This is a genomic window from Schwartzia sp. (in: firmicutes), assembly GCF_978017985.1.
The window spans coordinates 1-23741 of record NZ_CDXDFU010000097.1 but is presented as its reverse complement, the minus strand read 5'-3'; the positions used below and the strand labels follow the sequence as shown (position 1 = coordinate 23741).

Sequence of the window (23741 nt, the reverse complement as noted above, 5' to 3'; positions counted from 1 at the left end):
GGATAGGATATGTCCTTGATATCTATATCCAACAGCCGCTCAAGAGTCTGTTTACAGATTCTTTTGTTGCGCATTATCTTCTGAAAGATAAAGTTATCCTGTATCGTCAGCTCATCGTATGATTTCATTTTATCCCTCTTTATTCTGATTAAATTATATCACACTATATACGGTGTTGTATATTTTAGAATATACGTTCTCTATATTATGCTCTTATTTTTCTGAATAGTCAATTCAATTGATAAAATATTCATATCTCACATTAAAAAATACCCGAGGTTTCCCCCGGGTATTTCATCTATCCTGTGTGCCAGTCCAATTTCACATATTTTATTAAGAAGAATGCAGGCTCCAGCCAACATTCCATTTTATCGGACCGACATAGCCTTCTGCATTTTCATTGTGGATATAGAAAACATGTCCTTTATATTCACCCGGTGCCACAAAAACTCCAACATTCGGGAAATAGGATGAATCATTCCAGATGTAATTACCATCCATATCTGTTATGTTCACCTCAAGCTCTGCAGAATTCACGACCGCTCCGATATCCCCTCCATTAAAGAAATATCCTCCGATAGCAGTTTCTCCTCTTGCATATTGTACTTCTGTCGCTGTGAAGCTGATATTCGCAGCAGCACTTGCAGTTCCGCCCTGCTCCGCAAAAAGCATAAATCCAAACAAAATCGCAAATAAAAATGCGCTCTTTTGGCTGATAAAAAGTTTAATATTTTTCATGATGTCACTCTCTTTCCTGAAGTTAGGATATCACAAAATGCTTATCCTGCTCCCATATATTAACACACATTTTTGCACAAAAAAAATAACCGCTCCTAGCCTGGCAGCAGAACGGTTATTTTCCAAAAGAAAATTAATTCGTGAGGGCTGACCGCCAGGCGGTGCCTTTTCTTGGCTTCATTGTAACGCAGTTGTTGTATTTTTTCCAGATCAAAACTAAAGCAGCTTCAGATACTTTGGGAATTCTTCTTTTTCTATTCCCAACATTTCCATAGCTTTTTCGGCAGAGAGATTAGCGTTCTCCATTAATTTTTTGATAGCTTCTACCCTGCCTTCTTCGCGACCCTCTGCACGTCCTTGCTCACGACCTATGATTTTTCCTTTTTCTTCCATTTCCATCAATGTTTGTTCATATGTCATATACAACGCCCTCTTTCCATCATCGTCACGCTGTAATTCTACTTCTTCCTGTAAGCTGCGGGTAAAATCATCATTTGGCTCGTTGTTATTGATGTAATCCATCAGATTCGCCAATCCCTTACTTACCTTATGCCTGTCACCATGTGTATTCAAGAAAATTTTATACACATCGTCATTCAACGATAATTCACAATCCTCATGACACCGGCTGCTGAAGGTATACTTCGCTAAATTCTTTTCAAACGGGTCAAAAGTGCATATGAAAATTATATATGTTTTTCGCAGTCTGCTGTATAGATCTCCTTTTTTCAAAGAGTCATTATCCAGCAAAGATTGATAATATCTTGTTCTCTTACCAAGGGCTTCTTTGAATGAATCACTTGCCTGCATCTCAACGTCCATGGCTGTACCATCAGCAAGAGTGACATATATATCCAGACGCACACCTTTACTGGTTAGCTGCGCTTCAAGGCTTTTTTCAGCTTCAGGATAACTTATTTCACTTATTTTTACATCAAGAACGCGTTCCAGAAGCTGTCTGCAAAGCTCCGGTTTTTCCATAACCAATCTGAACATAAAATTGTTGCTAATAGTCGCATTTCTCAGGTCATTCACACAGTCCACCCTCTCATTTATTATACCACAATATTTATGGCGTTGTATATTTCAGAATATATGTTCTCTATATTATGGACTTATTTTTCTGAATAGTCAACTCAATTGATAAAATATTCATATCTTGCACAAAAAAACGGCATTTCTCCGTGATTTTTATCAGTTATAACTGATAAAAATCTATTTTCTTGAGTTTTATCAGTTATAACTTACAAAATCAAATTTACTGCATAAAAAAATACCCGAGGTTTCCCCCGGGTATTTCTTTTAGAACAGTACGTCTTCCTCTACCTTGCGTACAACGGCTTTTTTAAGGCTGACTGCCTTTTTGCCTTTGACGAGGATAGCTTCTTTTGCGACGATGTTTTCCATGACAGGCTTTACTTCGTCTGCCGTGATGCCCTCTTTCGGAGCGGCAAGCGAGATGCTTGCTGTTTTTCCGCCTTCGAGGTTGAACGTCATTTTCAGAGTTTCACTCATGTTCTTTTCCTCCTTTCTTCAGTTTTTCGGTTACATCAGTCCTCGTTTACGAGTGCTGCCTGATCCTGTCGCTCGACTGCTTCTACAGGATATGCCTGCAGCGCGCCGATGCCGGCTCCGATTGCGGAGAAGTCATCATCCGAAATCGCAGGGTTGATGTTTGTTACGGAGCGCTGTGTGTAGACAGGCTGTCCGTTTTCGTTGGTACCCTTCTGGAGCTTCAGAATCATCTTGGTGGAGAGGTCTTCTTTTTTGACTGCCATGTTTATCACCTCCTTTCACCTATATACATGCCCTGAAGGAGGTAAAATACAACGTGGGGGTAAAAAAATTAAGAGGGGGCTTGGAGTTGGACGCGTACGGCAGTGCAGTGACAAGCAGAAGATGTTTTGCCTATGGCAAAACATGATTAAAGGCGTTATGATATTTACATGAATCATTTGATATAAGGAGTTTTTTAATGTCCGGCACTTTTCGTTATTCGCTGTTTATTTTTGCGGTTATTGTCCAGTCATCGGGTATTCCTCTGGTAGTAAGGAGTCTGCTGGGGATATCTCCCACTTCGAGTCTTCCGTATGTTATCAGCGTGGCTTCGGATTTTTCTCTTGGACAGATGACTTTTGCTTATAATCTGCTGCTTATTCTGGCACAGTATCTGCTGCTACGTAATAAGTTCCACAAAATCCAGCTTCTTCAGATTCCGATGTCTGTGATATTTTCATTTTTCATTGATGTGTTTATGAATGTATGGTCCTGGGTTACGCCTGAAAGTTATGTGTTAAAGATGGCTGCTTTGCTTATCGGAGTGATTCTTATTGCTTTCGGCATTGCTATTCAGGGTATAGCAAATGTTCTCATGCTTCCGGGCGAGGGTTTGGTTTATGCTGTGTCGAGATATTTCCGCATAGACCTGAGCAAGGTAAAGACGGGAAATGATGTGATTCTGGTGGTGTGCGCTGCTATCCTTTCTGTCATTTATCTTGGAATTATTGACGGTATACGTGAGGGGACGCTTATCGCAGCACTGCTTACGGGAGTTATAGCGAAGTTTTTCCTGACTCATCTGGGGGCTGTTGATGAAAACGGCCGCCTGTTTTTCCATCCGCACTGGTAAAAAAACAATAGTCATCCAAATATATTCAAGTGATTTTGATGGGAGGTTTTGTTATGAATGGCAGGGGTAATTCGGATATCAGCAGGCGTGATTTTCTGAAGCTTGCTGCTTTTGGAACGGCAGCAGGACTTGCTTCTATGCTTCCTCATGGAGCGGCTGAGGCTGCTGAGGGAGAGTCCGGATCTTCCCATGCTTCTCAGATGCGTGGTCTGGCTGCAGATTCCGTCAGAAATTTAGAGATTCTGCCGCCGGGCGAAAAGGTCCGCTATGATATTATCGACTCTCATCTTCATTATCTGGATTTTCTTGAGAAAACGGACGGTTTCCCTGCTCTCTGCAGGGCAATGGATTTGTCCGGGGTTTCAAAGTCCGTTATTTTCGGCATGGGTATTGCGAAGCAGTGGGACAGCACTATGCCTGAGCCTCCTGCTTATTATCTTTCCAATGACAGCAGGTGCTATTATTATTCGGCGACGGATTATATTCTTGCTGAGGAGCTTCTGGAACAGCCGAAGGAGATACGGGAGAGGTTTTATCCTTTCTGCTGCGGGTTCAACTGCAACGACCGTTTTGCCGCGGACCATGTCGAGAGGCTTCTTAGTCTTTATCCGAAATTCTGGCACGGAATCGGGGAGATTATGAGCCGTCATGATGACCTGACGGCGCTGACCTACGGCGAACCTCCGCATATGGACGGAGGCGGCTTCCTCGGTATATACGACCTTGCCGCAGCGAAGGGGCTTCCTGTTCTGGTTCATCATAATATTACGGGACAGAGCATGGAGCGTGTTATTTATCTTGATGAGCTGAAGCGCGCGCTGGCGTACAACCGCGACTGCAAGATAATATGGGCGCATATCGGTATTTCGCGGCGTGTGGAGATAAAAGGACTGACGAAAATCGCCGACGAGCTGCTCCGTGAGAATAAGAATCTGTGGGTAGATATTTCGTGGCTTGTTTATGATTATTATTTCCTCGATCAGTTCCCTGACAATTATCTCGACGGCGATAATCTCGATGATTGGGCCAGACTTATCGAGCGTCACCCTGACCGTTTTATGATTGGAACGGATAAGGTAGGTCACTGGAAGACTTATCCGAATGAGGTCGTGAAGTATTATTCGCTGCTGGATAAGCTGAGTCCGAGGACAGTGGATATGATATGCCGTGAAAATGTCATGTCGCTTATTAAGCTTTATTGATTGAATCGCATAAAAAGGGGGATTGAGCATGAAAAAAAGGTTTTTGGCAGGTATCGTTTTATGCGCGTTTTTGCTGTCGGTATGGACTGTCGGCATAAGCAAGGGTTTTGCTGCGCAGGTATTTGTAAGTCCGACGGCTCCAATGGTGCAGACACGGGTTCGTGCTTCAGAGTCCTTCAGGGATATGCTGGAGAAGAATCCTGAGGTTCAGGCGCTGGTAGTGAAATCAATCGCAAAGGCGGCAGAGATTAATCCCGACAGGTCAACGAATCCTGCTCAGTCGCTGGATGAATTATATTCTTTTTTGGATTACACTGTGACATGCATGCCGTGGAATATCCTGCAGGAGGAGAAATACGACAGCTTTGCCACGAAATGCGACCAGAGTATTCTTTATGTTTACTGGCTTCTTGACCAGCCGCTTGAGGAGCTGGAGGGTAAAGGTCTTTTCTATCCTTCGGTAGAGTATCTTGAGCCGGTGTATAAATGGCTTACGGTTTATAACAATACATGGCGTGATTATCTTGATACTGAAAAATCGTGGAAAAAGGAATACCTTGATATGCTGATGGCCGATCCGACATGGAATCTTGATAAAGGATGGTACGAGCCGTCTGATAAATGGCATACCTTCAATGAGTTTTTTTCGCGTAGATTGGCAAATGACGCAGTGCGCCCGATTGCAGCGCCCGAAGATGACAGCGTCGTAGTATCACCTGCGGATTCGCTTCCTCAAGGGGTATGGCAGATAGATGAGGATGGAAAGTTCTTTGCTGACCCGATTATGAGTGAAGACGGCGTGACAATAAAAAGCTCCGCATACGTCACCGTTGAACAGCTGCTTGGAGAACCGGGGGCTGCATACGCGAAATATTTCTACAATGGCATACTTACTCACACGTATCTTAATTATGACGATTATCACAGATATCATTTCCCTGTATCAGGAGAAGTTGAGGCTGTGTATATTATTCCTTATGCCAATGCAGTGGGCGGAGTTGTTTATTGGAATGATGACAAGCAGCTTTATGTTCTTGAGTCGAATTCTCTTTCCTGGCAGAGTGTTGAGACGAGAGGCTGTGTAATCCTGAAAACGGAATATGGACGGGTTGCGGTCATTCCTGTGGGAATGGGACAGGTATCCAGTGTCAATTTTCTTGAGAGTGTTAAGCCCGGAACAAAGGTGAAAAAGGGCGATGAGCTGGGATATTTCCTCTTCGGCGGTTCTGACTGCGTGATGCTGTTTGAGGGCAGCTCCGGCTTTAAGCTGACTGTAGGCAAGGGAGAAAAATCCGGCTACTCTGCAGGCTATGCCCATGTTCTGTGCAGGGAAGAGTATGGCAGATTTGTACGCAAGTAAGATTTTTAATAAAGAAGCAATGACGAAATTTTGAACATAAAAAAAGGCTGCTGCACGTTTCATTATGTGCAGCAGCTTCTTTTTTATTTTATGTTCATTTCCTTTGCCTGTTCGCGGAGGAGTGCAATGCGTTCTTCTGTTGCGGGGTGTGTGCTGAAAAGGCTTGCGAAGGTGATTCGCGCGTTTTTCAGCGGGTTGATGATGAACAGATGCGCCGTTGCAGGTGTTGCGTCCTCCATAGGACGGGCATGCGTTGCGTAGTATTCGATTTTTTCAAGGGCAGATGCGAGGTAGAGCGGATTTCCGCATATCTGTCCGCCGCTTTTGTCTGCTTCATACTCACGGGAGCGAGAGATAGCGAACTGGATAAGCATTGCAGCGATAGGAGCTACGATGATGGTGAAAAGCAGCCCGATAGCTCCGCCGTTGTCGTCTCTGTCGCTGGAGCGTCCTGCTCCGAAGATGGCAGCCCACTGTGCCATGTTTGCAATCCATGAGATAACGCCGGCAATAGATGCAGCAACCGTGGAGATGAGAGTGTCACGATGCTTTACGTGGGAAAGCTCGTGTCCGAGAACGCCGCTGAGCTCTTCGTAGTTCAGTGCGCGCATGATGCCTGTGGTAACGGCTACGGCAGCATGCGAAGGGCTGCGGCCCGTTGCAAAGGCGTTCGGTACGTCAGAGTTGATAATGCATACCTTCGGCATAGGGAGCTCTGCGCGCTCTGCCAGTTTTTTCACCAGACCGTAAAGCTCAGGAGCCTGCTGTTCATTTACTTCGCGCGCTCCGTAGGCTTTGAGTACCATTGTGTCACTGAACCAGTAAGAGAAGAAGTTTATGCCCAGTGAGACAACGAGCATTATTGTAGCGCCCTGCTGACCTCCGAAGGCCCCTCCCACTGCTACCAGGACACCCATCAAAAGCGCCATGAGAAGCGTTGTTTTTATAGTATTCATTTGATATTCCTCCTTATGGTGGAAATTCTATATTTACGATATGAAAAAATGATGAAGAAAAAGTCCTGCAAAACGGCAGGACTTTTAAATTTTTTAAATATCGAGGTTCTTGACCTTTTTGGCGTTTTCTTCTATGAACTGACGGCGCGGCTCTACTTTGTCACCCATGAGGATTGTGAAGAGCTCGTCGGCTGCCTCGGCGTCCTCCATGTCAACGCGGAGCATTGTGCGTCTTTCCGGGTCCATGGTTGTTTCCCAGAGCTGCTCCGGGTTCATCTCGCCAAGACCTTTGTATCGCTGTACGCTGATGTTGTCGCGGCCTATTTCATTCAGCTTCGCAGCCAGCTCTTCGTCGCTGTAGGTGTACCAGTGCTTGCTGCCCTTTTTGATAAGGTAAAGAGGCGGCTGAGCGATAAATACACGTCCATGCTCAATGAGCGGCTTCATATAGCGGTAGAAGAACGTGAGCAGAAGTGTACGGATATGTGCGCCGTCCACGTCGGCATCTGTCATGATGATGATTTTTCCGTAGCGGCTCTTTGCAAGGTCAAAGTCCTCGGAGATGCCGTTGCCGAATGCTGTAATCATGGTACGGATCTCGGCATTTGCAAAAATCTTGTCGAGACGTGCCTTTTCTACGTTCAGAATCTTTCCGCGCAGCGGAAGGATAGCCTGGAAGCGGCGGTCACGGCCCTGTTTTGCGGAGCCGCCTGCGGAGTCACCCTCTACGAGGTAAATCTCTGCCTGCTCAGGGTCTTTTACGGAGCAGTCTGCCAGCTTGCCCGGGAGGCTTGTAACCTCAAGGGCGTTTTTGCGGCGTGTGAGCTCGCGGGCTTTGCGCGCTGCCATACGTGCGCGTGCTGCCATGATGGATTTTTCGAGGATACGCTTTGTGATAGCCGGGTTCTCCTCGAAGAATTCCGTGAGTCCCTCTGTAACGATGGAGTCCACGATACCGCGGACCTCGGAGTTTCCGAGCTTCGTTTTTGTCTGGCCTTCGAACTGAGGCTCATGGATTTTAAGGCTGATGACGCATGCGAGACCTTCGCGCACGTCCTCACCTGTGAGATTTTCGTCGTTTGCCTTCAGGACACCGGATTTGCGGGCAAAATCGTTTGCCGCGCGGGTAAGGGCAAGCTTGAAGCCTGCAAGGTGCGTGCCGCCCTCTTCGGTGTTGATATTGTTTACAAAACTGTAGATAGTTTCCTGATAGCTTTCGTTGTACTGCATTGCAATCTCAACGAGGGTATCGTCCTTTTTGCCGTTGAAGTAGATAGGCTCAGGGTTGATAGTCTCTTTTTTGCGGTTGAGATGCTCAACGAAGGAACGGATACCACCGTCATAGTGGTATGTTTCCTCAAGAAGCTCTTCCGTGCGCTCGTCCCTGAGTACAATGGTGATTCCCTGGTTGAGGAATGCCAGCTCGCGGAGACGGTGGCGGAGAATTTCGTATTTATATACGGTATCTGTAAAAATTTCATCATCAGGCAGGAAGCTGACCTTTGTTCCCGTAGTCTCGGATTCGCCTACGACTGTCAGGGGCTTGGTTGTTTCTCCGCGCTCGAACTCGATTTCGTGAATCTTTCCCGCGCGGCGTACTTCTACCTTCATGTATTTTGAAAGGGCATTAACAACGGAAACACCGACACCGTGGAGACCGCCGGAAACCTTGTAGCCGTTGCCGCCGAATTTACCGCCGGCATGAAGCACTGTCAGAACAACCTCGACAGCCGGCTTTCCGCTTTCGTGCATATCTACAGGGATACCGCGTCCGTTATCTACTACGGTAATGCTGTTGTCTTTATGAATGGTTACTTCTACATGGGAGCAGTAACCTGCAAGGGCCTCGTCGATGGAGTTATCCACTACCTCATAGACGAGGTGATGAAGACCGCGCTCTGACGTGCTTCCGATATACATACCCGGACGTTTGCGGACAGCTTCAAGTCCTTCGAGAACCTGAATCTGGTTTGCGTTATACGGTCCCTTTACCGTGGATACTTCTTCTTTATCTACGGCATCAAGATGAATCTCAACGTTTGTTGTGTCGAGGTCTTCATCCATGAAAGCGTCCTCCGCAGCCGGATCCTCAGTAACGATTTTTTCGTCTTCGTTCATCAAAATCGATCCTCCAATTTATCCTAAAGTTTCTTCTTTTCTTGCATACACGTACCCTTTATTTTACCATGTAACACACTATTTAATCAATAACTCGGCGTAAATACATATATACTACGCTGTTGTTACAAAAAAATAATAGAGTTGCTGTAAAATAAAAATTTATTCAAAAATATCTCTATATCTCATTTGATTTTTCTTCTTTCGTACTTCCTGGGAGTGAATTTTCTTCCTTCGGGTTTCTTTTTTTCTATTCCATCGGAATTATAAAGAAGATTCACTGCCATTCTGCTGAGCACGTTATGGATTTTTTCTCCGGTAAGCTGCTCAGAAGGAAGAGATGTCTGAAGCATGACTATCTTTTTCGCGTCGTCGCTTGTTTCGTCCCCTGCTTTTACCTTTCTTGCAAGAGTCCTTATTAGTTCAAGCCGCTGCTCCATGGCCATCTCAGGAGTGCAGCGGAATCTTTCGTAAAGCTCCGCGTATGAGCACCATGGCTTTTCGGATATGGCGCGGCGTACCGCGTCCTTTTTGCGCTCTCTTCTCTTTCTGTCACATATATCGCATACGTCTGTATTCGGAGGGCAGAGAACACCGCATTCGGCGCAGGCATGGTAATTCCTTTTCTTTTTATCCTTATCAAGAGCTTCCTTTGCCGCAAGGGCTCGCTCCGCTGCCTGACGTACTTCTTTATCCTTTATTGGGCTGCAGGAGCTTTCAGCTTTTTTCAAATCCTCGCTGTCCGGAATGATTTCAGGAGCCTTCACGGCATTGCTGTTTCTCTTAAAACCGCTTTGTTTTCTTTTTTCTATATAATTTGTATAACGTATAGAAGTTACAAGCTCCGTTGCTACATAGGCGTTTATTTTGTCTATAAGGTCGCGTTCCATATAGCGCAGCTGAGCTGCCCACGCAGGCGCGTCCGCATAAAGAAAAAGCGTACGGAAATCCATACGCACAGGTTTCACATGCTTTGCTATCTGGGGGCCGACTATCTTTTCCCAGTTATAAAAAGCCACATGCATCTGAAACTGCTTCTTCCCTTTCATATTGCTCACGTATCTCGGAAGAATAGCCTGCAGACTTTCTGTTGTTTTGGTTCTTGCCATGCAATCACCCCGCTGTCACGGTTCCTGCCTTAACATGATACATACGGCCGAATTCCTTTTCAGGGAAATATGCTTCATCGGTAGCCGTAATGAGTGTCTGGATATGCTCCTCGCGGATAAAGTCAATTAGCTTTTCACGCCGTCCCCTGTCAAGCTCGCTCATGACGTCATCAAGGAGAAGTATCGGGTACTCCCCTGTTTCCTCACGGAAAAAAGCAAGCTCTGATAGCTTCAGCGCAAGGACTCCCGTTCTCTGCTGCCCCTGTGAGCCGTAGGAACGAAGGTCCATTCCGTTCACCATAAACGCAAGGTCGTCACGGTGAGGTCCGACACTTGTAGCTCCGCGCAGAATATCAAGCTCCCGCGCTTCCCTCAGTTTTTGATTATACCATGAAGAAAGCTCCTCTGTCACAATGCCCTCTTCGGCGCCGTGGAGCTCGTATTCAAGCAAAAGCTCTTCTTCGTTTCCGGATATTTTTCGCTGCATTCGGTCAGCTATGCCATGAAGGAGCTTTACCGCAGCCTGTCTTTTTTTTACGATGCGGGCAGCCAGCGGAGAAAGCTGCTCGTCCCATACATCAAGCATTGAGCGGTCTGTACGGCGCTCACGGATTTTTTTCAGGAGCATATTTCTCTGGGTGATTACCCTTGTATATACTGTCAGGTCGTGAAAATACGAGGGGTCAGCCTGGGATATTTCCATATCAAGAAAGCGCCGGCGGCCTGCCGGCGCTCCTTTTATCAAAAACAAATCCTCAGGAGAGAAAAGCACCACATTTACTGCTCCCACAAGGTCTTTTGTACGGATAGAAAGACCATTGTAAAGAATCCTGCGCCTTTTTCCGCGCTCAAAATGAAACTCAAGGGTATTTTCCACGCCCATACGCTCGAAAACAAGCGAAAGAAATCCCTTAGGCTCCTCCCATCGAATCAGCTCCCCGTCCACAGAGGTACGGTGAGAGCGCGCAAGAGCCGAGTAATAAACGGCCTCAAGCACGTTTGTTTTTCCCTGGGCGTTCTGCCCGAGGAAAACATTTATATCATCATCGAGAGAAAGGGACAGAGATTCGTAGTTCCTGTAGTTTCTCAATTCCATGGAGCGGATTTTCATAGTTACCCCTCACGCACGACCTTGTATTCCACTTTTCCGTCGTCTGTAATAAGTGTTATTACGTCTCCGTCGTGCAGCTTTCTTCTGCGGGCGGTTTCGACCTCGCCGTTTTTGAGGATTCTTTCGTCAGCTATCCAGGCCTTTACCTCGCCGCCTGTCATTACGGCTCCGGCGATTTTAAGGAACTGGTCGAGCTGTATATCCTCTGTATGAATGCTTACGTTTTCCATCATTTTTCCTCTCAGTTGGACACGCGTACCGGCGTGACGATATAGATAAATGCTTCGTCCTGTGTCTCGCGGATAGCAGCCGGATTAAGGGATTCATTGAGAGAAAGATAGAATTCCTTCGTATCGATATGCTTCAGCACGTCGGTGATATATGTAGCGTTGAATGCGATTTTTACATCAGGTCCGTCAATTACAACAGGAACAGTCTCCTCAGCCTGTCCGATATCCGGGCTGTTGGAGGAAATATGTACCTGTCCCATTCCGAAGTCAAGCTTCACTACGTTATATTCCGAGGAACGCGCGATAAGTGACACACGGTTCACGGCAGCCATAAAGGAAGCCGTGTCGATGGTAACTCTCGTCTTGAAATCAGGCGGAATAACACGGTGATAATCCGGGAACTGACCTTCAATAAGGCGTGAAGTCAGATAAAGATTCTCAAAAGAGAAGCTGATTTCATTATATGAAGTATTTACCGTAACATCTTCAGGAACCTCTGAGTTGAGTACATGCTCCAGCTCTCCGAGAATGCGTGCCGGTACGATAACCTGTTTCTTGTCTCCCGTGTATCCCTCAAGAACCTCCTGGTCCAGTGAAAGACGGTGTGTATTTGTGGCAGCCATTCTGATTGCCTCTCCCTCAAGCTCCATAAGGCAGCCTGTGAAAATAAGGCGTGTCTCGTCGTTGGCGCATGCAAAGGAGGTTTTTCTGATGAGCTTTCTGAGTACCGTATCACGGATAGTGAACTCTGCAGATTTATTGAAGGGTTTGATGCACGGGAATTCTTCAGTGTTCATTCTGAGCAGTGTGAAGTGCGCAGAGCCTGAAGATATGTGTATTGTATTGTCTGTTATTTCGTTTGTTAATGTTACAGTATCTCCCGGGAGATTTTTTGATACCTCTGAGAAATAACGTCCCGGAGCTACGATGACTCCATCTTCTTCTACATCAGCGTCGATTTTGCAGACTACACCGATTTCGTAATCGGTAGCCTGAAGCTCCAGCTTTCCTTCTGCTGCTTTCATGTAGATTCCCGAGAGAATCGGGGTTTGCGGCTTTGTTGCTACCGCTCTTCCTGCTATCTGAAGTGCCTGTATAAGGTCATTTTTTGAACAATTAAATTTCAATGTTATGCACCTCTCCCGTTTTTTTATGAATGAGTGAAATTATTTAAAAAATAGTAGACGTAGTAGTAGGGCCTGTGGAAATGTGGAAAATGTCGTTTTTCCGTGAAAATTTAGTAACAGGCTTCAGTGTAAAAGTTTGTTAATAAGTAAGAACAGTTATCCACATATATACATGGATAACCGTTCTTTTAGTTTATCAACATCGCACCCACAGGATTTTAAGAGGGATATTCACATAAAAGTGGGTATATCCCGCGGCCGGAAATTTTTAGCTTACACGCTCTATTCTCTGGCGCAGATCCTTTATGGTCGTTTCAAGCTTATTGTCTTTTGTTATGTCTTCCGTAATCTTGTCCCGGGCATGGATAACTGTTGTATGGTCGCGTCCGAAGCAGCCCGCGATATTCGGAAGGGATATATCTGTCAGCTCGCAGCAGAGGTACATTGCAATCTGGCGCGGGATGACGAGCTCACGGGTTCTTTTGCTGGAGAGAAGTGCCTCGACCTTGATTTTGAAGTACTGGGCAACAATCTCCTGAATGAGCTCTATGGTTATTTCAACCGTTTTTGTGGTCGGATAGATGTTTTTCATTGCTTCTGCCACAAGCTCAGTGGTAATCTGCTGTCCGTTGAGGGAAGCAAACGCGACTACGCGGGTAAGGGCGCCTTCCAGCTCACGGATGTTGCTGTTTATGCGGCTGGCAATGTAATAAAGCACGTCGTTGGGGACGTCAATATTCTCCATAATCGCTTTTTTCTTCAGGATGGCGATTCGTGTCTCAAGGTCCGGTGCCTGAATATCTGTGATAAGGCCCCATTCGAAGCGTGAACGGAGACGTTCCTCCAAGGTCTGGATTTCCTTCGGATGACGGTCGCTTGAGAGGATAATCTGTTTTCCCGCGTCGTAAAGAGTGTTGAAGGTACGGAAGAATTCTTCCTGGGTGTGCTCTTTTTTGTACAGGAACTGAATATCGTCGACGAGAAGTACGTCAATGGTGCGGTACTTCTGACGGAAGCTCTCTGATTTGCCCTCCATGATGGAGTTGATGAGCTCGTTTGTGAATTTTTCACTGGAGATATAGAGAACGCGCTTCGTCGGGTCGTTCTGCAGGATCTGGTTTCCGATAGCCTGCATGAGATGCGTTTTTCCAAGTCCGACACTTCCGTACATGAACAGCGGGTTGTATGCTTTGCCCGGTGCTTCGGCAACGGCAAGGGCCGCCGCGTGGGCAAGCTTGTTGGAGCTGCCTGTTACGAATGTATCAAAGGTGTATTTCGGGTTCATGGACGAGCGGTCTCCGGGCGGAATCGGTGCCAGAGGCTGTGATTCTTTTGGCGCCTGCTGAGCTGACGGTTCTTCTGCTGCAGCTTCAGACACCGGCTGAGGCTGAGCGAAAAGTGTCGGCTGCGCTGCTTCCTTAGCCGGTTCTTCCGAAGCAGCCGGCTGAAGAATTATGTCCACGGGACGGTGCAGCACGTCCATTGCCGCGTTTTTGATGAAAGGGATATAAAGGTTTTCGATATATTCCTTTGAAAATTTGTTCTGTGTTATGAGCGTGAGCTCACCTTCCGAAAGAGAAAGCGGTTTGATTGGATCGAGCCATCGCTGGCAAGCACTCTCCACAATGCTTTCACGCAGCTTCCCAAGAATCTCTCTCCAGATTTCCTGCAGTTCGTTCTGTTCCATTCCTACAAATCCTTTCTTAATGATTTGCCTAAAAAAATTCTTATCCACAATTTTATACACACTTGTGGATAAGTAATCAACGTTTTGCCATGAATTATGAAAATCGATATAAAAGCTTAAATTTTGAGTTTTAATTCAAGCTATATAATAGAAAGAAAAAATTTTTTTTCCGCAAATCGTTATACAAAGACCAAAATAAGTTTATCAAACTAGGGAAAAGTTATCAACAGTTTTTACTGGAAAGCCGACAAAAGTTGGTTCTTTATCCACAGGTTTAAGTGGACTGACAACTGTAAAAATCTTGACACCCCGATAGCTGTAGTCTATAATCTTTATAGTTTCGTTCGTGGTGATTCGTGTTTTATTCTATATATATGCGGAAATTTACCCGAATGCTAAAAGGAGGTGCACATTTTGAAACAGACGTATCAGCCGAATAAGCATTGGCGCAAAGTGACGCATGGGTTCCGTGCCCGCATGAAGACGAAGGGCGGCCGCCTGGTCCTGAAAGCTCGTCGCCAGAAGGGCAGAAAGAGACTGTCGGCTTAATCATAGGTCACTCCGGTGACCTATTTTTTCCATCTGAGGAAAATGAGGTTCGGACTCTATGTTGAAGCTGCCAAAGCGCAGGATTCTGCGCAATAAGCAAATGTTCCAGAAGGTTTATAAAGAGGGACATTCGCTGGCAAACCGTTATTTGGTTCTTTATGTGTTTCCGGCGATTGGGCTGGAGCGCAAGGCCGGTTTTGCTGCAGGCAAAAAGCTGGGCAATGCCGTTACCCGCAACCGCATGAAGCGGATTATGCGGGAGAGCTACCGCAAAAATCAGGCGCTGTTGAAGGAAGAGGTTTGGCTTCTCCTTGTGGCACGCAAACCTGCGGTTTCTGTAAAGCAGCCGGTCATGGAAAAAGCTTTCCTCGATTTGGGCAGGAAAGCGCGTATTATCCGGCAGGAGGCGGAGTGATGGGAAAGAGTATCTGCCTGTTTCTTATTTCGTTTTATCAGGTATGTATTTCTCCGCTGAAGATGCCGTGCTGCCGCTATATTCCGAGCTGCTCGGAGTATGCGCGTATTGCCGTTGAAAAATATGGGGCCCGGAAGGGCTGCTGGCTCGCGATTAAGCGCATTTTGCGCTGCCATCCGTTTCATGCCGGCGGTTACGACCCCGTTCCATGAGTATAGAATCCGGTCGTTTTGGCCGGATTGCTTTTTAACTGGGATGTGATTTTTTGGATTTTTTGTGGTCTTTGTTTGAACCGTTTGTTTTGATGATTCAGAAGGGCGTGGAGTTTTTCCATGACCTGCTCGTTTCCACGGCAGGTATTGAGAGCTATGGTCTGGCTATCATTATTCTGACCATCGTTATCAAGATGGTAATGTATCCTCTTACGGTCAAACAGATCAAGTCTATGAAGGCAATGCAGGAGCTGCAGCCTGAAATGAAGCGTCTCCAGCAGACGTATCAGGGAGATCCCGCAAGACTCCAGGCTGAGCTTTCGAAGCTCTATCAGGAGAAGGGTGTCAGCCCTCTTTCCGGATGTCTTCCGATGCTGGTTCAGATGCCTATTCTCATGGCTATTTATTATGCTCTCAGAGATACCACGTATCAGGGGGGGAACCCTGCTTTTCTGTGGATGCCGACTCTGTCGGAGCCTGACCCGTACTATATTCTGCCGATTCTGTCCATGGCAACTACTTTCCTTGTTCAGCAGCAGACGACGGGGGACAATAATAATCAGCAGATGAAGATGATGATGTACATCATGCCTCTTTTCATCGGCTGGATGAGTACGAATTTTGCTGCGGGCCTTGTTCTTTACTGGGTAACCATGAATATCGTACAGATCGGCCAGCAGTGGTGGATGTTCCGTAACGAAGAAAAATCCGGCAGCAAGCCTGCTGCAAAGGAATCGAAGAAGAAGGATAAAAAGGGTAAGAAGGGGGCGTTCTGATGGCTGCAAGCGTTGAAAAGACCGGCAAAACCATCGAAGAAGCACAAAAAGCTGCTTTAGAAGAGCTCGGTGCGTCTCTTGAGGAAGTAAAGGTAGAAGTTATTTCTGAACCCTCTAAGGGCTTTTTCGGAATTATCGGTGGACACGAAGCAAAGGTCCGTGTGACCTTGATTGAGAAATCTCCTAAGGAATATGCTCAGGAGTTCCTCAGCAAGCTGTTCGCGTCCATGGGTCTCAAGGTGGAGCTTGAGGTCGAGGAGACGGAGGAAGGCATTTCCTTCAATCTCATCGGTGAAAATCTCGGCGTTCTGATCGGAAAGCACGGTCAGACTCTTGATGCGCTGCAGTATCTCGTAAATCTCGTGGCAAACCGTACACGTACAGATGACCGTGTGCGCGTTGTTCTCGATATCGAGAAGTACCGCGAGCGCCGCGCTGAAACGCTCCGCCATCTGGCACTGCGTCTTGCAGACAAGGTATGCCGCTCGGCGAATAAGATTGTTCTTGAGCCGATGAACCGGCATGAACGCAAAATCATACATATGGCCCTGCAGGATGATACCCGCGTGCGCACGTACAGCGACGGAGAGGAACCTTTCCGCAAGGTCGTAATTGAAGCGAACCGTCCAAGAAGGTAAGGATGGTCTGATTTTCAGGAGAGAACTGTGAAAGGGCTGTCTCTATACCAGAGGCAGCTCTTTTTTTGTAGGAGGAATAAACAATGCAGCAGGGGGATACCATCAGCGCCATTGCTACACCGCGGGGCGAGGGCGGCATAGGCATAATCCGCATCAGCGGAGAAAACGCGGTGAAGACCGCGTCGGAGCTGTTTGTGCCTGAGCGCGGAGGCTCTCTTGAGGATATAGGTTCCTATCATGCGGCATACGGTAAAATCATGGAAAACGGCCGCATGGTGGACGAGGCTCTTGCGCTCATCATGCGCGCTCCTCATTCCTATACGAAGGAGGATGTGGTGGAGCTGCAGTGCCACGGCGGAAGCTTTGTCCTGCGCCGTGTTCTGGAGCTTACCTTTCAGCACGGGGCGAGACCTGCGGAGCCGGGTGAGTTCACTAAGCGCGCCTTTCTGAACGGACGTCTTGACCTTACTCAGGCGCAGGCTGTCATGGATCTGATAGAGGCAAAGACGGACTCGTCCCTGCGCATGGCAGCAGGCCATCTGGAGGGCATGGTTTCCCGTGAGATAAAGGGAGTCCGCCATGATATCCTGGAAATGATTGCACATCTTGAGGCGTCCATAGATTTTCCCGAGGACGATATTGATGATGTGGTGATTGACGAGGTAAGGACGAGGGTTTCCGGGATATGCGAAAAGCTCGAAAGACTCGTCAGGACGGCGCATACGGGAAAGATACTGAGAGAGGGACTGGAAACGGCTATCATCGGACGGCCGAACGTGGGAAAATCCAGTCTGCTGAACGCTCTTCTCCATGAGGAAAGGGCTATCGTCACGGATATACCGGGAACGACCCGCGACAGTATAGAGGAATACGCCAATGTAGGGGGAGTTCCTCTGCATATAATAGATACGGCAGGTATCCGCGCCACGGAGGACCGTGTTGAGCAGATGGGTGTGGAACGCTCAAAGGGCTATATCGAAAAGGCGTCCCTTGTGCTTGCGCTTTTTGACGCGTCATCCGCGCTGCAGGACGAGGATAAGGAGATAATCGAGCTTCTGAAGGATAAGGAAGCTCTGATTCTTCTTACTAAGGAAGATTTGAAGGCGGAGCTTAAAAGGGAGCTTTTCAATGAGCTTCTGCCCGGGAAGACGGTGCTTTCCATTTCGACGAAATCGGGCTCGGGGCTTGAGGCGCTGGAAAAGGAGATTGTTTCCAGGGTATACGGCGAGGAAGCAATCGACCAGGAGGGCTGCTTTGTGGCCTCCGCAAGGGAAGCGCATCTTTTGAGGGAGGCGCTGCGGGATTCAAACGCGGTGCTTGATACTATAGAAAACGGAATGAGCGCGGATTTTGTTGTCATAGATCTGCGCACGGTATGGGAAAAGCTCGGAGAAATCACAGGTGAAACGGTTGGAGAGGATATCATTGACGAGATATTCCGCCGTTTCTGCTTAGGAAAATAAGGAGTAATACTTAAATGTTTGTAGCCGGAGAATATGAAGTAATCGTAATAGGAGCGGGCCACGCGGGCGTTGAGGCGGCTCTTGCCTCTGCACGTATCGGGTGCAGCACGCTTCTGGCGACGCTCAGCATGGATAATATCGCACTCATGCCCTGCAATCCGTCCATCGGCGGCCCTGCAAAGGGACATCTGGTGAGGGAGCTTGATGCTTTGGGCGGCGAAATGGGACTCAACGCGGACAAGACCTGCATTCAGTTCCGTCTTCTTAATACGGGAAAGGGCCCCGCTGTTCACGCTCTCAGAGCTCAGGCGGATAAAAAGCTCTATCAGTTCACCATGAAGGAAACCTGCGAAAAGCAGGAAAATCTCGACGTGAAGCAGCTTCTCATTGACGAGATTCTTTTTGAGGACGACCATGTGAAGGGTGTCGTGGTGGAAACGGGAGAGGTGTATCTCTGCCGCGCCGTGATACTGGCGTCGGGTACGTATCTGAAGGGAAAAATCATAATCGGAGAGACCACCTACAGCAGCGGTCCAAACGGACAGCGCGCGGCTATGAAGCTTTCCGACTGTCTGGAAAAGGCCGGGGTGAAGCTCATGCGTTTTAAGACGGGAACTCCGGCCCGCGTTGACGCGCGTTCCCTTGATTACGACAAAATGGAAAAGCAGCCGGGTGACGAGGAGGCGCGCAATTTCTCATTTATGAGTGATGTGACCACCCGTGAGCAGATTCCCTGCTGGCTTACATATACAAATGAGGAAACTCACAAAATACTCCGCGACAATATCGACCGCGCGCCTATGGCAAACGGCGTAATCAAAGGTATCGGGCCGCGCTACTGCCCGTCCATTGAGACGAAGATTGTCCGTTTCCCTGACAAGGAAAGACATCAGCTCTTTGTGGAGCCTGAGGGCATACATACAGAGGAAATGTATGTGCAGGGCATGTCAACGAGCATGCCTATCGACGTGCAGATTGCTTTTCTGCACACAATACCGGGGCTTGAGCACTGCCGTGTCATGCGCCCGGGCTACGCTATCGAGTACGACTGCATTGACCCGCTGCAGCTGAAGCCGACGCTGGAATTCAAGAATATCGGGGGATTTTTCTCCGCGGGACAGTCGAACGGCACGTCGGGCTACGAGGAAGCCGCGGCGCAGGGCATCATGGCAGGAATCAACGCTGCCATGTTTGTAAAGGGCGAAGAACCGCTGGTATTGAAGCGCTCTGAGGCGTATATCGGCGTGCTCATTGACGAACTGGTAACGAAGGGAACCCAGGAGCCGTATCGTATGATGACCTCCCGCGCGGAGTACCGCCTGCTTCTCCGTCAGGACAACGCAGACCTCCGTCTCACGGAGCACGGCCGCAGGGTGGGGCTTGTAAAGGACGACCGCTATGCCCGCTATCTGGCGAAAAAGGCCGATATCGAAAAGGCAGAGGCATTTTTGCGGGAAAACTCCATCAATCCAAGCCGCGAGGTAAATGAAAAGCTTGAGGCTCTCGGCATGAAGCCTATTCACGTGGTTACGTCCCTTTATGACTTTTTGCGCCGTCCGGATGCGGACTATAAGCTTTTGCAGCCTGTTTTCGGACTTCCGGAGATTTCGGAGGAGGCCTGCAGGCAGGTGGATATCGCCATCACCTACGACGGCTATATCCAAAAGCAGCAGGAGCAGGTAAATCACATGGAAAAACTGGAGAACAAGCTTCTTTCGGAGGATATAGATTATCTTTCCATTACGAGCCTTCGTGATGAGGCAAGGGAAAAGCTCTCCATGATACGCCCGCGCTCCGTGGGGCAGGCGAGCCGTATTTCGGGAGTTTCCCCTGCGGATATTTCCGTGCTGCTTGTGTATCTGGAGCAGCAGAGCCGTCTTCGGGAGGAAGGAAAATGACATTCATTGAAATCCTTGATAAAGCCGCAAAGGAATACGGAATCACCCTGACAGATGAGCAGCTGGCACAGTTCGATAAATACCGGGAGCTTCTTCTGGAATGGAATCAGAAGATGAATCTCACGGCGCTGACAGAGCCGAATGATGTGGCGGTAAAGCACATGATTGACTCTCTGACGGTGTATGATGATGCATGGTTCAAGGACGGCATGTCCGTGGTTGATGTGGGAACAGGCGCGGGCTTTCCGGGCATTCCCCTGAAAATCTTCCGTCCCGGGCTGAAGGTTACGCTCATAGACAGCCTCAACAAGCGGGTGAAGTTCCTTGAAACTGTAGTAAACGAGCTGGGGCTGAAGGAGGTTTCCTGCGTTCACGCAAGGGCGGAGGAAGCGGCGCGCCAGAAGCAGTACCGTGAAAAATTTGACGCGGCTGTTTCCCGTGCGGTGGCAAGACTTCCGATTCTCGCGGAATATGACCTGCCTTTCGTCAAGGTGGGCGGCTTTTTCGCGGCCATGAAGGGCGCGAAATACGTGGAGGAAACGGAGGAAGCCGCAAAGGCAGTGAAGGTTCTCGGCGGCAGCGAGCCTGTGCTGCGCGAGGTAAAGCTTCCGGGGCTTGATGACAAGCGTGGAATTATCTACATAAAAAAGACGAAGAAAACCCCGTCCGTCTATCCGCGCAAGGCAGGGACACCTGAGAAAAATCCGATTGTCTGATATGAAGCAGGGCTGAAATTGAAAAAAAGGATTTTACGGGATTAAGTCGAATACTACTAGTATAAGATTTAGCAAAGAAGGTGCAGGCAATGAAAAAACGTTGGGTCAGCAGTATTCTTGCGGCTCTTGTCTGTGCGGGAAGCTTTTTGGCGATTCCGCCTCAGACCGCGTATGCAGATAACGAAAACGAAATGTCCGCTGATGAGATAAAAGCCAGTGAGGAAGAAGAGGCGCAGTTTGTCCAGATATATAAGGACGCTTCCTACATCTATTATCTGGACAAGAAAAACATGCAGTGGGTGGATATTCCGTTCCAGAAAAAACGTATGCTTGATGTGTGGATCAAGCTGGTACCGCTGGGTGTAGGCTCTGAAAGACGCGACGCCAACTACAGGGGCATAGAGGACACGTATTATCTGGAGCATTACTATATCCGCAAGGACAGGAAGCAGATTCAGTTCCTCTGCGAGCTTGAGATAAGCGGCCGCCCGAACAATGACGTTGAAACGGGCAAATATGACCCGAGGAAATGGGAAAATCTTGTGCCGGAAAGCATAGAGGACCATATCTATCACGGTGTTGTTGCACAGGCAGGCGCGTCCAATGAGGGTGACCTGGGTGATTTTGTGGAGGATGTATTCCGTATTGCGCTTTAATTTCTTACATGTGAAAATTTTTAAGTGGGAGTAAAAAACTCCCACTTTTTTTATACTAATTTTAAAAAATTAAAGCAAAAGTACCAGTTGATAAATTAGCATAATGTTAAAATGTCAACAAGATTTGTGCATAACTATCGGAAGTTATCCACAAAATTAGTCACAAAAAGCATATTTTGTGGACTGTTTTGTTGATAAGTCCATATTTAGGTCAAGATATACACAGAAATCGGGTTATAAAGTGAAAATGCGCTGAAAGTGTTATTTATTGAAGCACTAATCAGATAATTAGAAAAAATAAGGTAGAAACCCATCAAAAAAACGGTCTTACTTAAAAAAGTAAGGCCGTTTTTGTATACCGCAAATCAATGATGGAAAAGACGGATTCCGGTGAATGCCATTGCGATATTGTACTTGTCGCAGGTCTCGATAACATTGTCGTCGCGGATAGAGCCGCCGGTCTGTGCAATGTAGCTTACGCCGCTTTTGTGGGCGCGTTCGATATTGTCGCCGAATGGGAAGAAAGCATCGGAGCCCAGTGAAATACCCGTAGCCTTGGAAAGCCAAGCCTTCTTTTCTTCCTTTGTGAACACAGGCGGTTTTTCCGTGAATACGCGCTGCCATTCGCCGTCACGGAGAAGGTCTTCGTATTCTTCGCCGATGTAGACGTCGATGGCGTTGTCGCGGTCAGGACGGCGCACGTCGGATTTGAAGGGCAGGTTCAGCACCTGCGGGCTCTGACGGAGGAACCAGTTGTCAGCCTTGCTGCCTGCGAGACGTGTGCAGTGTACGCGGGACTGCTGTCCTGCGCCGATACCGATAGCCTGTCCGTCCATGGTGTAGCACACGGAGTTGGACTGGGTGTATTTCAGCGTGATGAGGGCGATGAGGAGATCCCGTTTTGCGTTTTCGGGGATTTCCCTGTTCTGCGTCGGGCGGTTTAACAGACATTCCTCGGTGATTTCTATATTGTTGCGTTTCTGCTCGAACCATACGCCGAAGACCTGTTTGTGCTCCAGCGGCTCAGGCTCGTAGTCCGGGTCCATCTGAATGACGAGGTATGAGCCCTTGCGTTTTGTCTTGAGGATTTCAAGCGCTGCCTCGGAGTAGGACGGAGCAATGATGCCGTCGGAAACCTCACGCTGCAGGAAGGAAGCCGTCTGCGCGTCGCACTCGTCGGAGAGCGCAACGAAGTCGCCGTATGAGGACATGCGGTCAGCACCGCGTGCGCGGATATATGCGGTGGCGATTGGAGAAAGCTCGATGCCCTCCACGAAATAAACCTGCTTCAATACGTCAGAGAGAGGAACCGCGACTGCAGCGCCTGCAGGGCTGACGTGTTTGAAGGAAGCAGCAGCCGGGAGTCCCGTTGCTTTTTTCAGCTCGCGGACAAGCTGCCAGCTGTTCATTGCGTCAAGCAGATTGATGTATCCCGGGTTGCCATTCAGAACCTTGAAGGGGATTTCTCCCTTTTTCATGTAAACGCGCGCCGGTTTCTGATTCGGATTGCAACCGTATTTCAAAGCCATTTCATCCATTGTGTTATCCTCCTATATTAAAACAAAAAAAGCCTCCCGGGATTCCGGGTCATATCATGTGCCCAGACGGTCGGCTTTTCCTGTCTGTACTCCCTGTGGTCAATTCCACTTCCGTCAGTCGTACAGACCTCATAAAATCAGAGTATCATTGACGGGTTCTTTTGTCAAGGAATCGGGATTAAACGGAGGCCTTGTATACACGGTGTTTCACGTGAAACAAGTTACATCTTGTGTGTCTTCCCTGTGTTGGAAAATCTCCGATACAGCACCATTATGCCTGCGGTTTGCCGCCTTGGGCGGGACGTACAATCTGTATCAATCCGGATGTCTATATTTAAGCAGTGTTTTCTTAAATGTTATTTTTCAAGATGGTCGTAAAAGTATACATATGAGAATGATTGTCATTTCCTTTTAGCCGTGATATACTGACTGAGAATTCGTAAAATTAGTCAGAATGCTGATGACCATAGGAGGAGTCTGATGAAATTGACAAAAGAGAAGGCTTTTGCGCTGCTTCCGGCGGTGTTCAGTCTTTTGCTGTCACTGGGGGTAATGACCGTTTTTTCTGCCTGCGGAATGAAGGAGGACGGCACATGGATGCGCTGCCATGGGG

Annotated in this window: 24 protein-coding genes and 1 riboswitch; of the genes, 12 read left to right on the top strand and 12 right to left on the bottom strand. The window is 47.8% G+C overall.

The features are described 5' to 3' along the window. Positions 1-333 precede the first annotated feature (333 nt). The 4 genes from ACY69O_RS04530 to ACY69O_RS04515 form a co-directional block, all read right to left on the bottom strand. Positions 334-738 (bottom strand): hypothetical protein, encoded by a 405-nt coding sequence (locus tag ACY69O_RS04530; protein ID WP_462332279.1) that lies wholly within the window; start codon positions 736-738, stop codon positions 334-336. A gap of 216 nt (positions 739-954) precedes the next feature. Further along, positions 955-1773 carry an Rpn family recombination-promoting nuclease/putative transposase gene (locus ACY69O_RS04525; RefSeq protein WP_462332278.1) on the bottom strand — a complete coding sequence of 273 codons (819 nt, stop codon included), beginning with the start codon at positions 1771-1773 and terminating at the stop codon, positions 955-957. A gap of 267 nt (positions 1774-2040) precedes the next feature. Continuing rightward, positions 2041-2253 carry a DUF2922 domain-containing protein gene (locus ACY69O_RS04520; protein ID WP_462332277.1) on the bottom strand — a complete coding sequence of 71 codons (213 nt, stop codon included), beginning with the start codon at positions 2251-2253 and terminating at the stop codon, positions 2041-2043. A gap of 35 nt (positions 2254-2288) precedes the next feature. Further along, the gene (locus tag ACY69O_RS04515) at positions 2289-2516 is read right to left on the bottom strand and encodes a DUF1659 domain-containing protein (protein ID WP_462332276.1); all 228 of its coding nucleotides are present in this window, start codon (positions 2514-2516) and stop codon (positions 2289-2291) included. A gap of 197 nt (positions 2517-2713) precedes the next feature. Between ACY69O_RS04515 and ACY69O_RS04510 the strand changes: the two genes are divergently transcribed. The 3 genes from ACY69O_RS04510 to ACY69O_RS04500 are packed head-to-tail and all read left to right on the top strand — an operon-like array spanning position 2714 to position 5929. Continuing rightward, the gene (locus ACY69O_RS04510; RefSeq protein WP_462332275.1) at positions 2714-3367 is read left to right on the top strand and encodes a YczE/YyaS/YitT family protein; all 654 of its coding nucleotides are present in this window, start codon (positions 2714-2716) and stop codon (positions 3365-3367) included. A gap of 53 nt (positions 3368-3420) precedes the next feature. Beyond that, positions 3421-4569, top strand: a complete 1149-nt coding sequence (locus tag ACY69O_RS04505) for a twin-arginine translocation signal domain-containing protein (RefSeq protein WP_462332274.1) — start codon at positions 3421-3423, stop codon at positions 4567-4569. Between the two features lie 28 nt (positions 4570-4597). After that, the gene (locus tag ACY69O_RS04500; RefSeq protein ID WP_462332273.1) at positions 4598-5929 is read left to right on the top strand and encodes a phosphatidylserine decarboxylase; all 1332 of its coding nucleotides are present in this window, start codon (positions 4598-4600) and stop codon (positions 5927-5929) included. Positions 5930-6012: 83 nt separating this feature from the next. Here the strand turns inward: ACY69O_RS04500 and htpX are convergent, their stop codons facing one another. The 7 genes from htpX to dnaA all read right to left on the bottom strand — a co-directional run bounded on the left by htpX (position 6013) and on the right by dnaA (position 14267). After that, on the bottom strand, positions 6013-6885 hold the full coding sequence (htpX, locus tag ACY69O_RS04495; protein WP_462332272.1) for a zinc metalloprotease HtpX: 873 nt from the start codon (positions 6883-6885) through the stop codon (positions 6013-6015). A gap of 93 nt (positions 6886-6978) precedes the next feature. Next, positions 6979-9003, bottom strand: a complete 2025-nt coding sequence (gene gyrB / locus ACY69O_RS04490; protein ID WP_462332280.1) for a DNA topoisomerase (ATP-hydrolyzing) subunit B — start codon at positions 9001-9003, stop codon at positions 6979-6981. A gap of 185 nt (positions 9004-9188) precedes the next feature. Further along, complete coding sequence (locus tag ACY69O_RS04485; RefSeq protein ID WP_462332271.1) at positions 9189-10112, bottom strand: DciA family protein; 924 nt, start codon at positions 10110-10112, stop codon at positions 9189-9191. A 4-nt stretch (positions 10113-10116) separates the two neighbouring features. Beyond that, entirely contained in the window at positions 10117-11223 is a 1107-nt protein-coding gene (gene recF, locus ACY69O_RS04480) for a DNA replication/repair protein RecF (protein WP_462332270.1), read from the bottom strand. A gap of 2 nt (positions 11224-11225) precedes the next feature. Next, the gene (locus tag ACY69O_RS04475; RefSeq protein WP_462332269.1) at positions 11226-11453 is read right to left on the bottom strand and encodes an RNA-binding S4 domain-containing protein; all 228 of its coding nucleotides are present in this window, start codon (positions 11451-11453) and stop codon (positions 11226-11228) included. An 11-nt stretch (positions 11454-11464) separates the two neighbouring features. Continuing rightward, on the bottom strand, positions 11465-12580 hold the full coding sequence (gene dnaN / locus ACY69O_RS04470; protein ID WP_462332268.1) for a DNA polymerase III subunit beta: 1116 nt from the start codon (positions 12578-12580) through the stop codon (positions 11465-11467). A 268-nt stretch (positions 12581-12848) separates the two neighbouring features. Next, complete coding sequence (gene dnaA / locus ACY69O_RS04465) at positions 12849-14267, bottom strand: chromosomal replication initiator protein DnaA (RefSeq protein WP_462332267.1); 1419 nt, start codon at positions 14265-14267, stop codon at positions 12849-12851. Positions 14268-14681: 414 nt separating this feature from the next. Here dnaA and rpmH point away from each other — a divergent pair, with 414 nt between their 5' ends. The 9 genes from rpmH to ACY69O_RS04420 all read left to right on the top strand — a co-directional run bounded on the left by rpmH (position 14682) and on the right by ACY69O_RS04420 (position 21590). Then, on the top strand, positions 14682-14816 hold the full coding sequence (gene rpmH, locus ACY69O_RS04460; protein ID WP_462332266.1) for a 50S ribosomal protein L34: 135 nt from the start codon (positions 14682-14684) through the stop codon (positions 14814-14816). A gap of 58 nt (positions 14817-14874) precedes the next feature. Beyond that, positions 14875-15231 carry a ribonuclease P protein component gene (gene rnpA / locus ACY69O_RS04455; RefSeq protein WP_462332265.1) on the top strand — a complete coding sequence of 119 codons (357 nt, stop codon included), beginning with the start codon at positions 14875-14877 and terminating at the stop codon, positions 15229-15231. Continuing rightward, complete coding sequence (gene yidD, locus ACY69O_RS04450; RefSeq protein ID WP_462332264.1) at positions 15231-15443, top strand: membrane protein insertion efficiency factor YidD; 213 nt, start codon at positions 15231-15233, stop codon at positions 15441-15443. Before rnpA ends, yidD begins: the two co-directional genes overlap by 1 nt. A 53-nt stretch (positions 15444-15496) precedes the next feature. Then, entirely contained in the window at positions 15497-16219 is a 723-nt protein-coding gene (locus ACY69O_RS04445) for a YidC/Oxa1 family membrane protein insertase (protein ID WP_462332263.1), read from the top strand. Continuing rightward, positions 16219-16857 (top strand): RNA-binding cell elongation regulator Jag/EloR, encoded by a 639-nt coding sequence (jag, locus tag ACY69O_RS04440; protein ID WP_462332262.1) that lies wholly within the window; start codon positions 16219-16221, stop codon positions 16855-16857. Before ACY69O_RS04445 ends, jag begins: the two co-directional genes overlap by 1 nt. An 83-nt stretch (positions 16858-16940) precedes the next feature. Continuing rightward, positions 16941-18320 (top strand): tRNA uridine-5-carboxymethylaminomethyl(34) synthesis GTPase MnmE, encoded by a 1380-nt coding sequence (gene mnmE, locus ACY69O_RS04435; protein ID WP_462332261.1) that lies wholly within the window; start codon positions 16941-16943, stop codon positions 18318-18320. A 14-nt stretch (positions 18321-18334) separates the two neighbouring features. Continuing rightward, positions 18335-20218 (top strand): tRNA uridine-5-carboxymethylaminomethyl(34) synthesis enzyme MnmG, encoded by a 1884-nt coding sequence (gene mnmG, locus ACY69O_RS04430; RefSeq protein WP_462332260.1) that lies wholly within the window; start codon positions 18335-18337, stop codon positions 20216-20218. Then, positions 20215-20934: a 16S rRNA (guanine(527)-N(7))-methyltransferase RsmG gene (gene rsmG / locus ACY69O_RS04425; protein ID WP_462332259.1), complete on the top strand. Its 720-nt coding sequence runs from the start codon at positions 20215-20217 to the stop codon at positions 20932-20934. Before mnmG ends, rsmG begins: the two co-directional genes overlap by 4 nt. An 89-nt stretch (positions 20935-21023) precedes the next feature. Next, positions 21024-21590, top strand: a complete 567-nt coding sequence (locus ACY69O_RS04420) for a hypothetical protein (RefSeq protein ID WP_462332258.1) — start codon at positions 21024-21026, stop codon at positions 21588-21590. A 365-nt stretch (positions 21591-21955) separates the two neighbouring features. On the opposite strand, the gene ACY69O_RS04415 is transcribed toward ACY69O_RS04420, so the two are convergent. Further along, positions 21956-23128, bottom strand: coding sequence for a phosphoribosylaminoimidazolecarboxamide formyltransferase (locus ACY69O_RS04415; protein ID WP_462332257.1), 1173 nt, complete (start codon positions 23126-23128; stop codon positions 21956-21958). Between the two features lie 53 nt (positions 23129-23181). After that, a riboswitch (ZMP/ZTP riboswitch) is annotated at positions 23182-23260 on the bottom strand. Between the last annotated feature and the right edge of the window lie 481 nt (positions 23261-23741).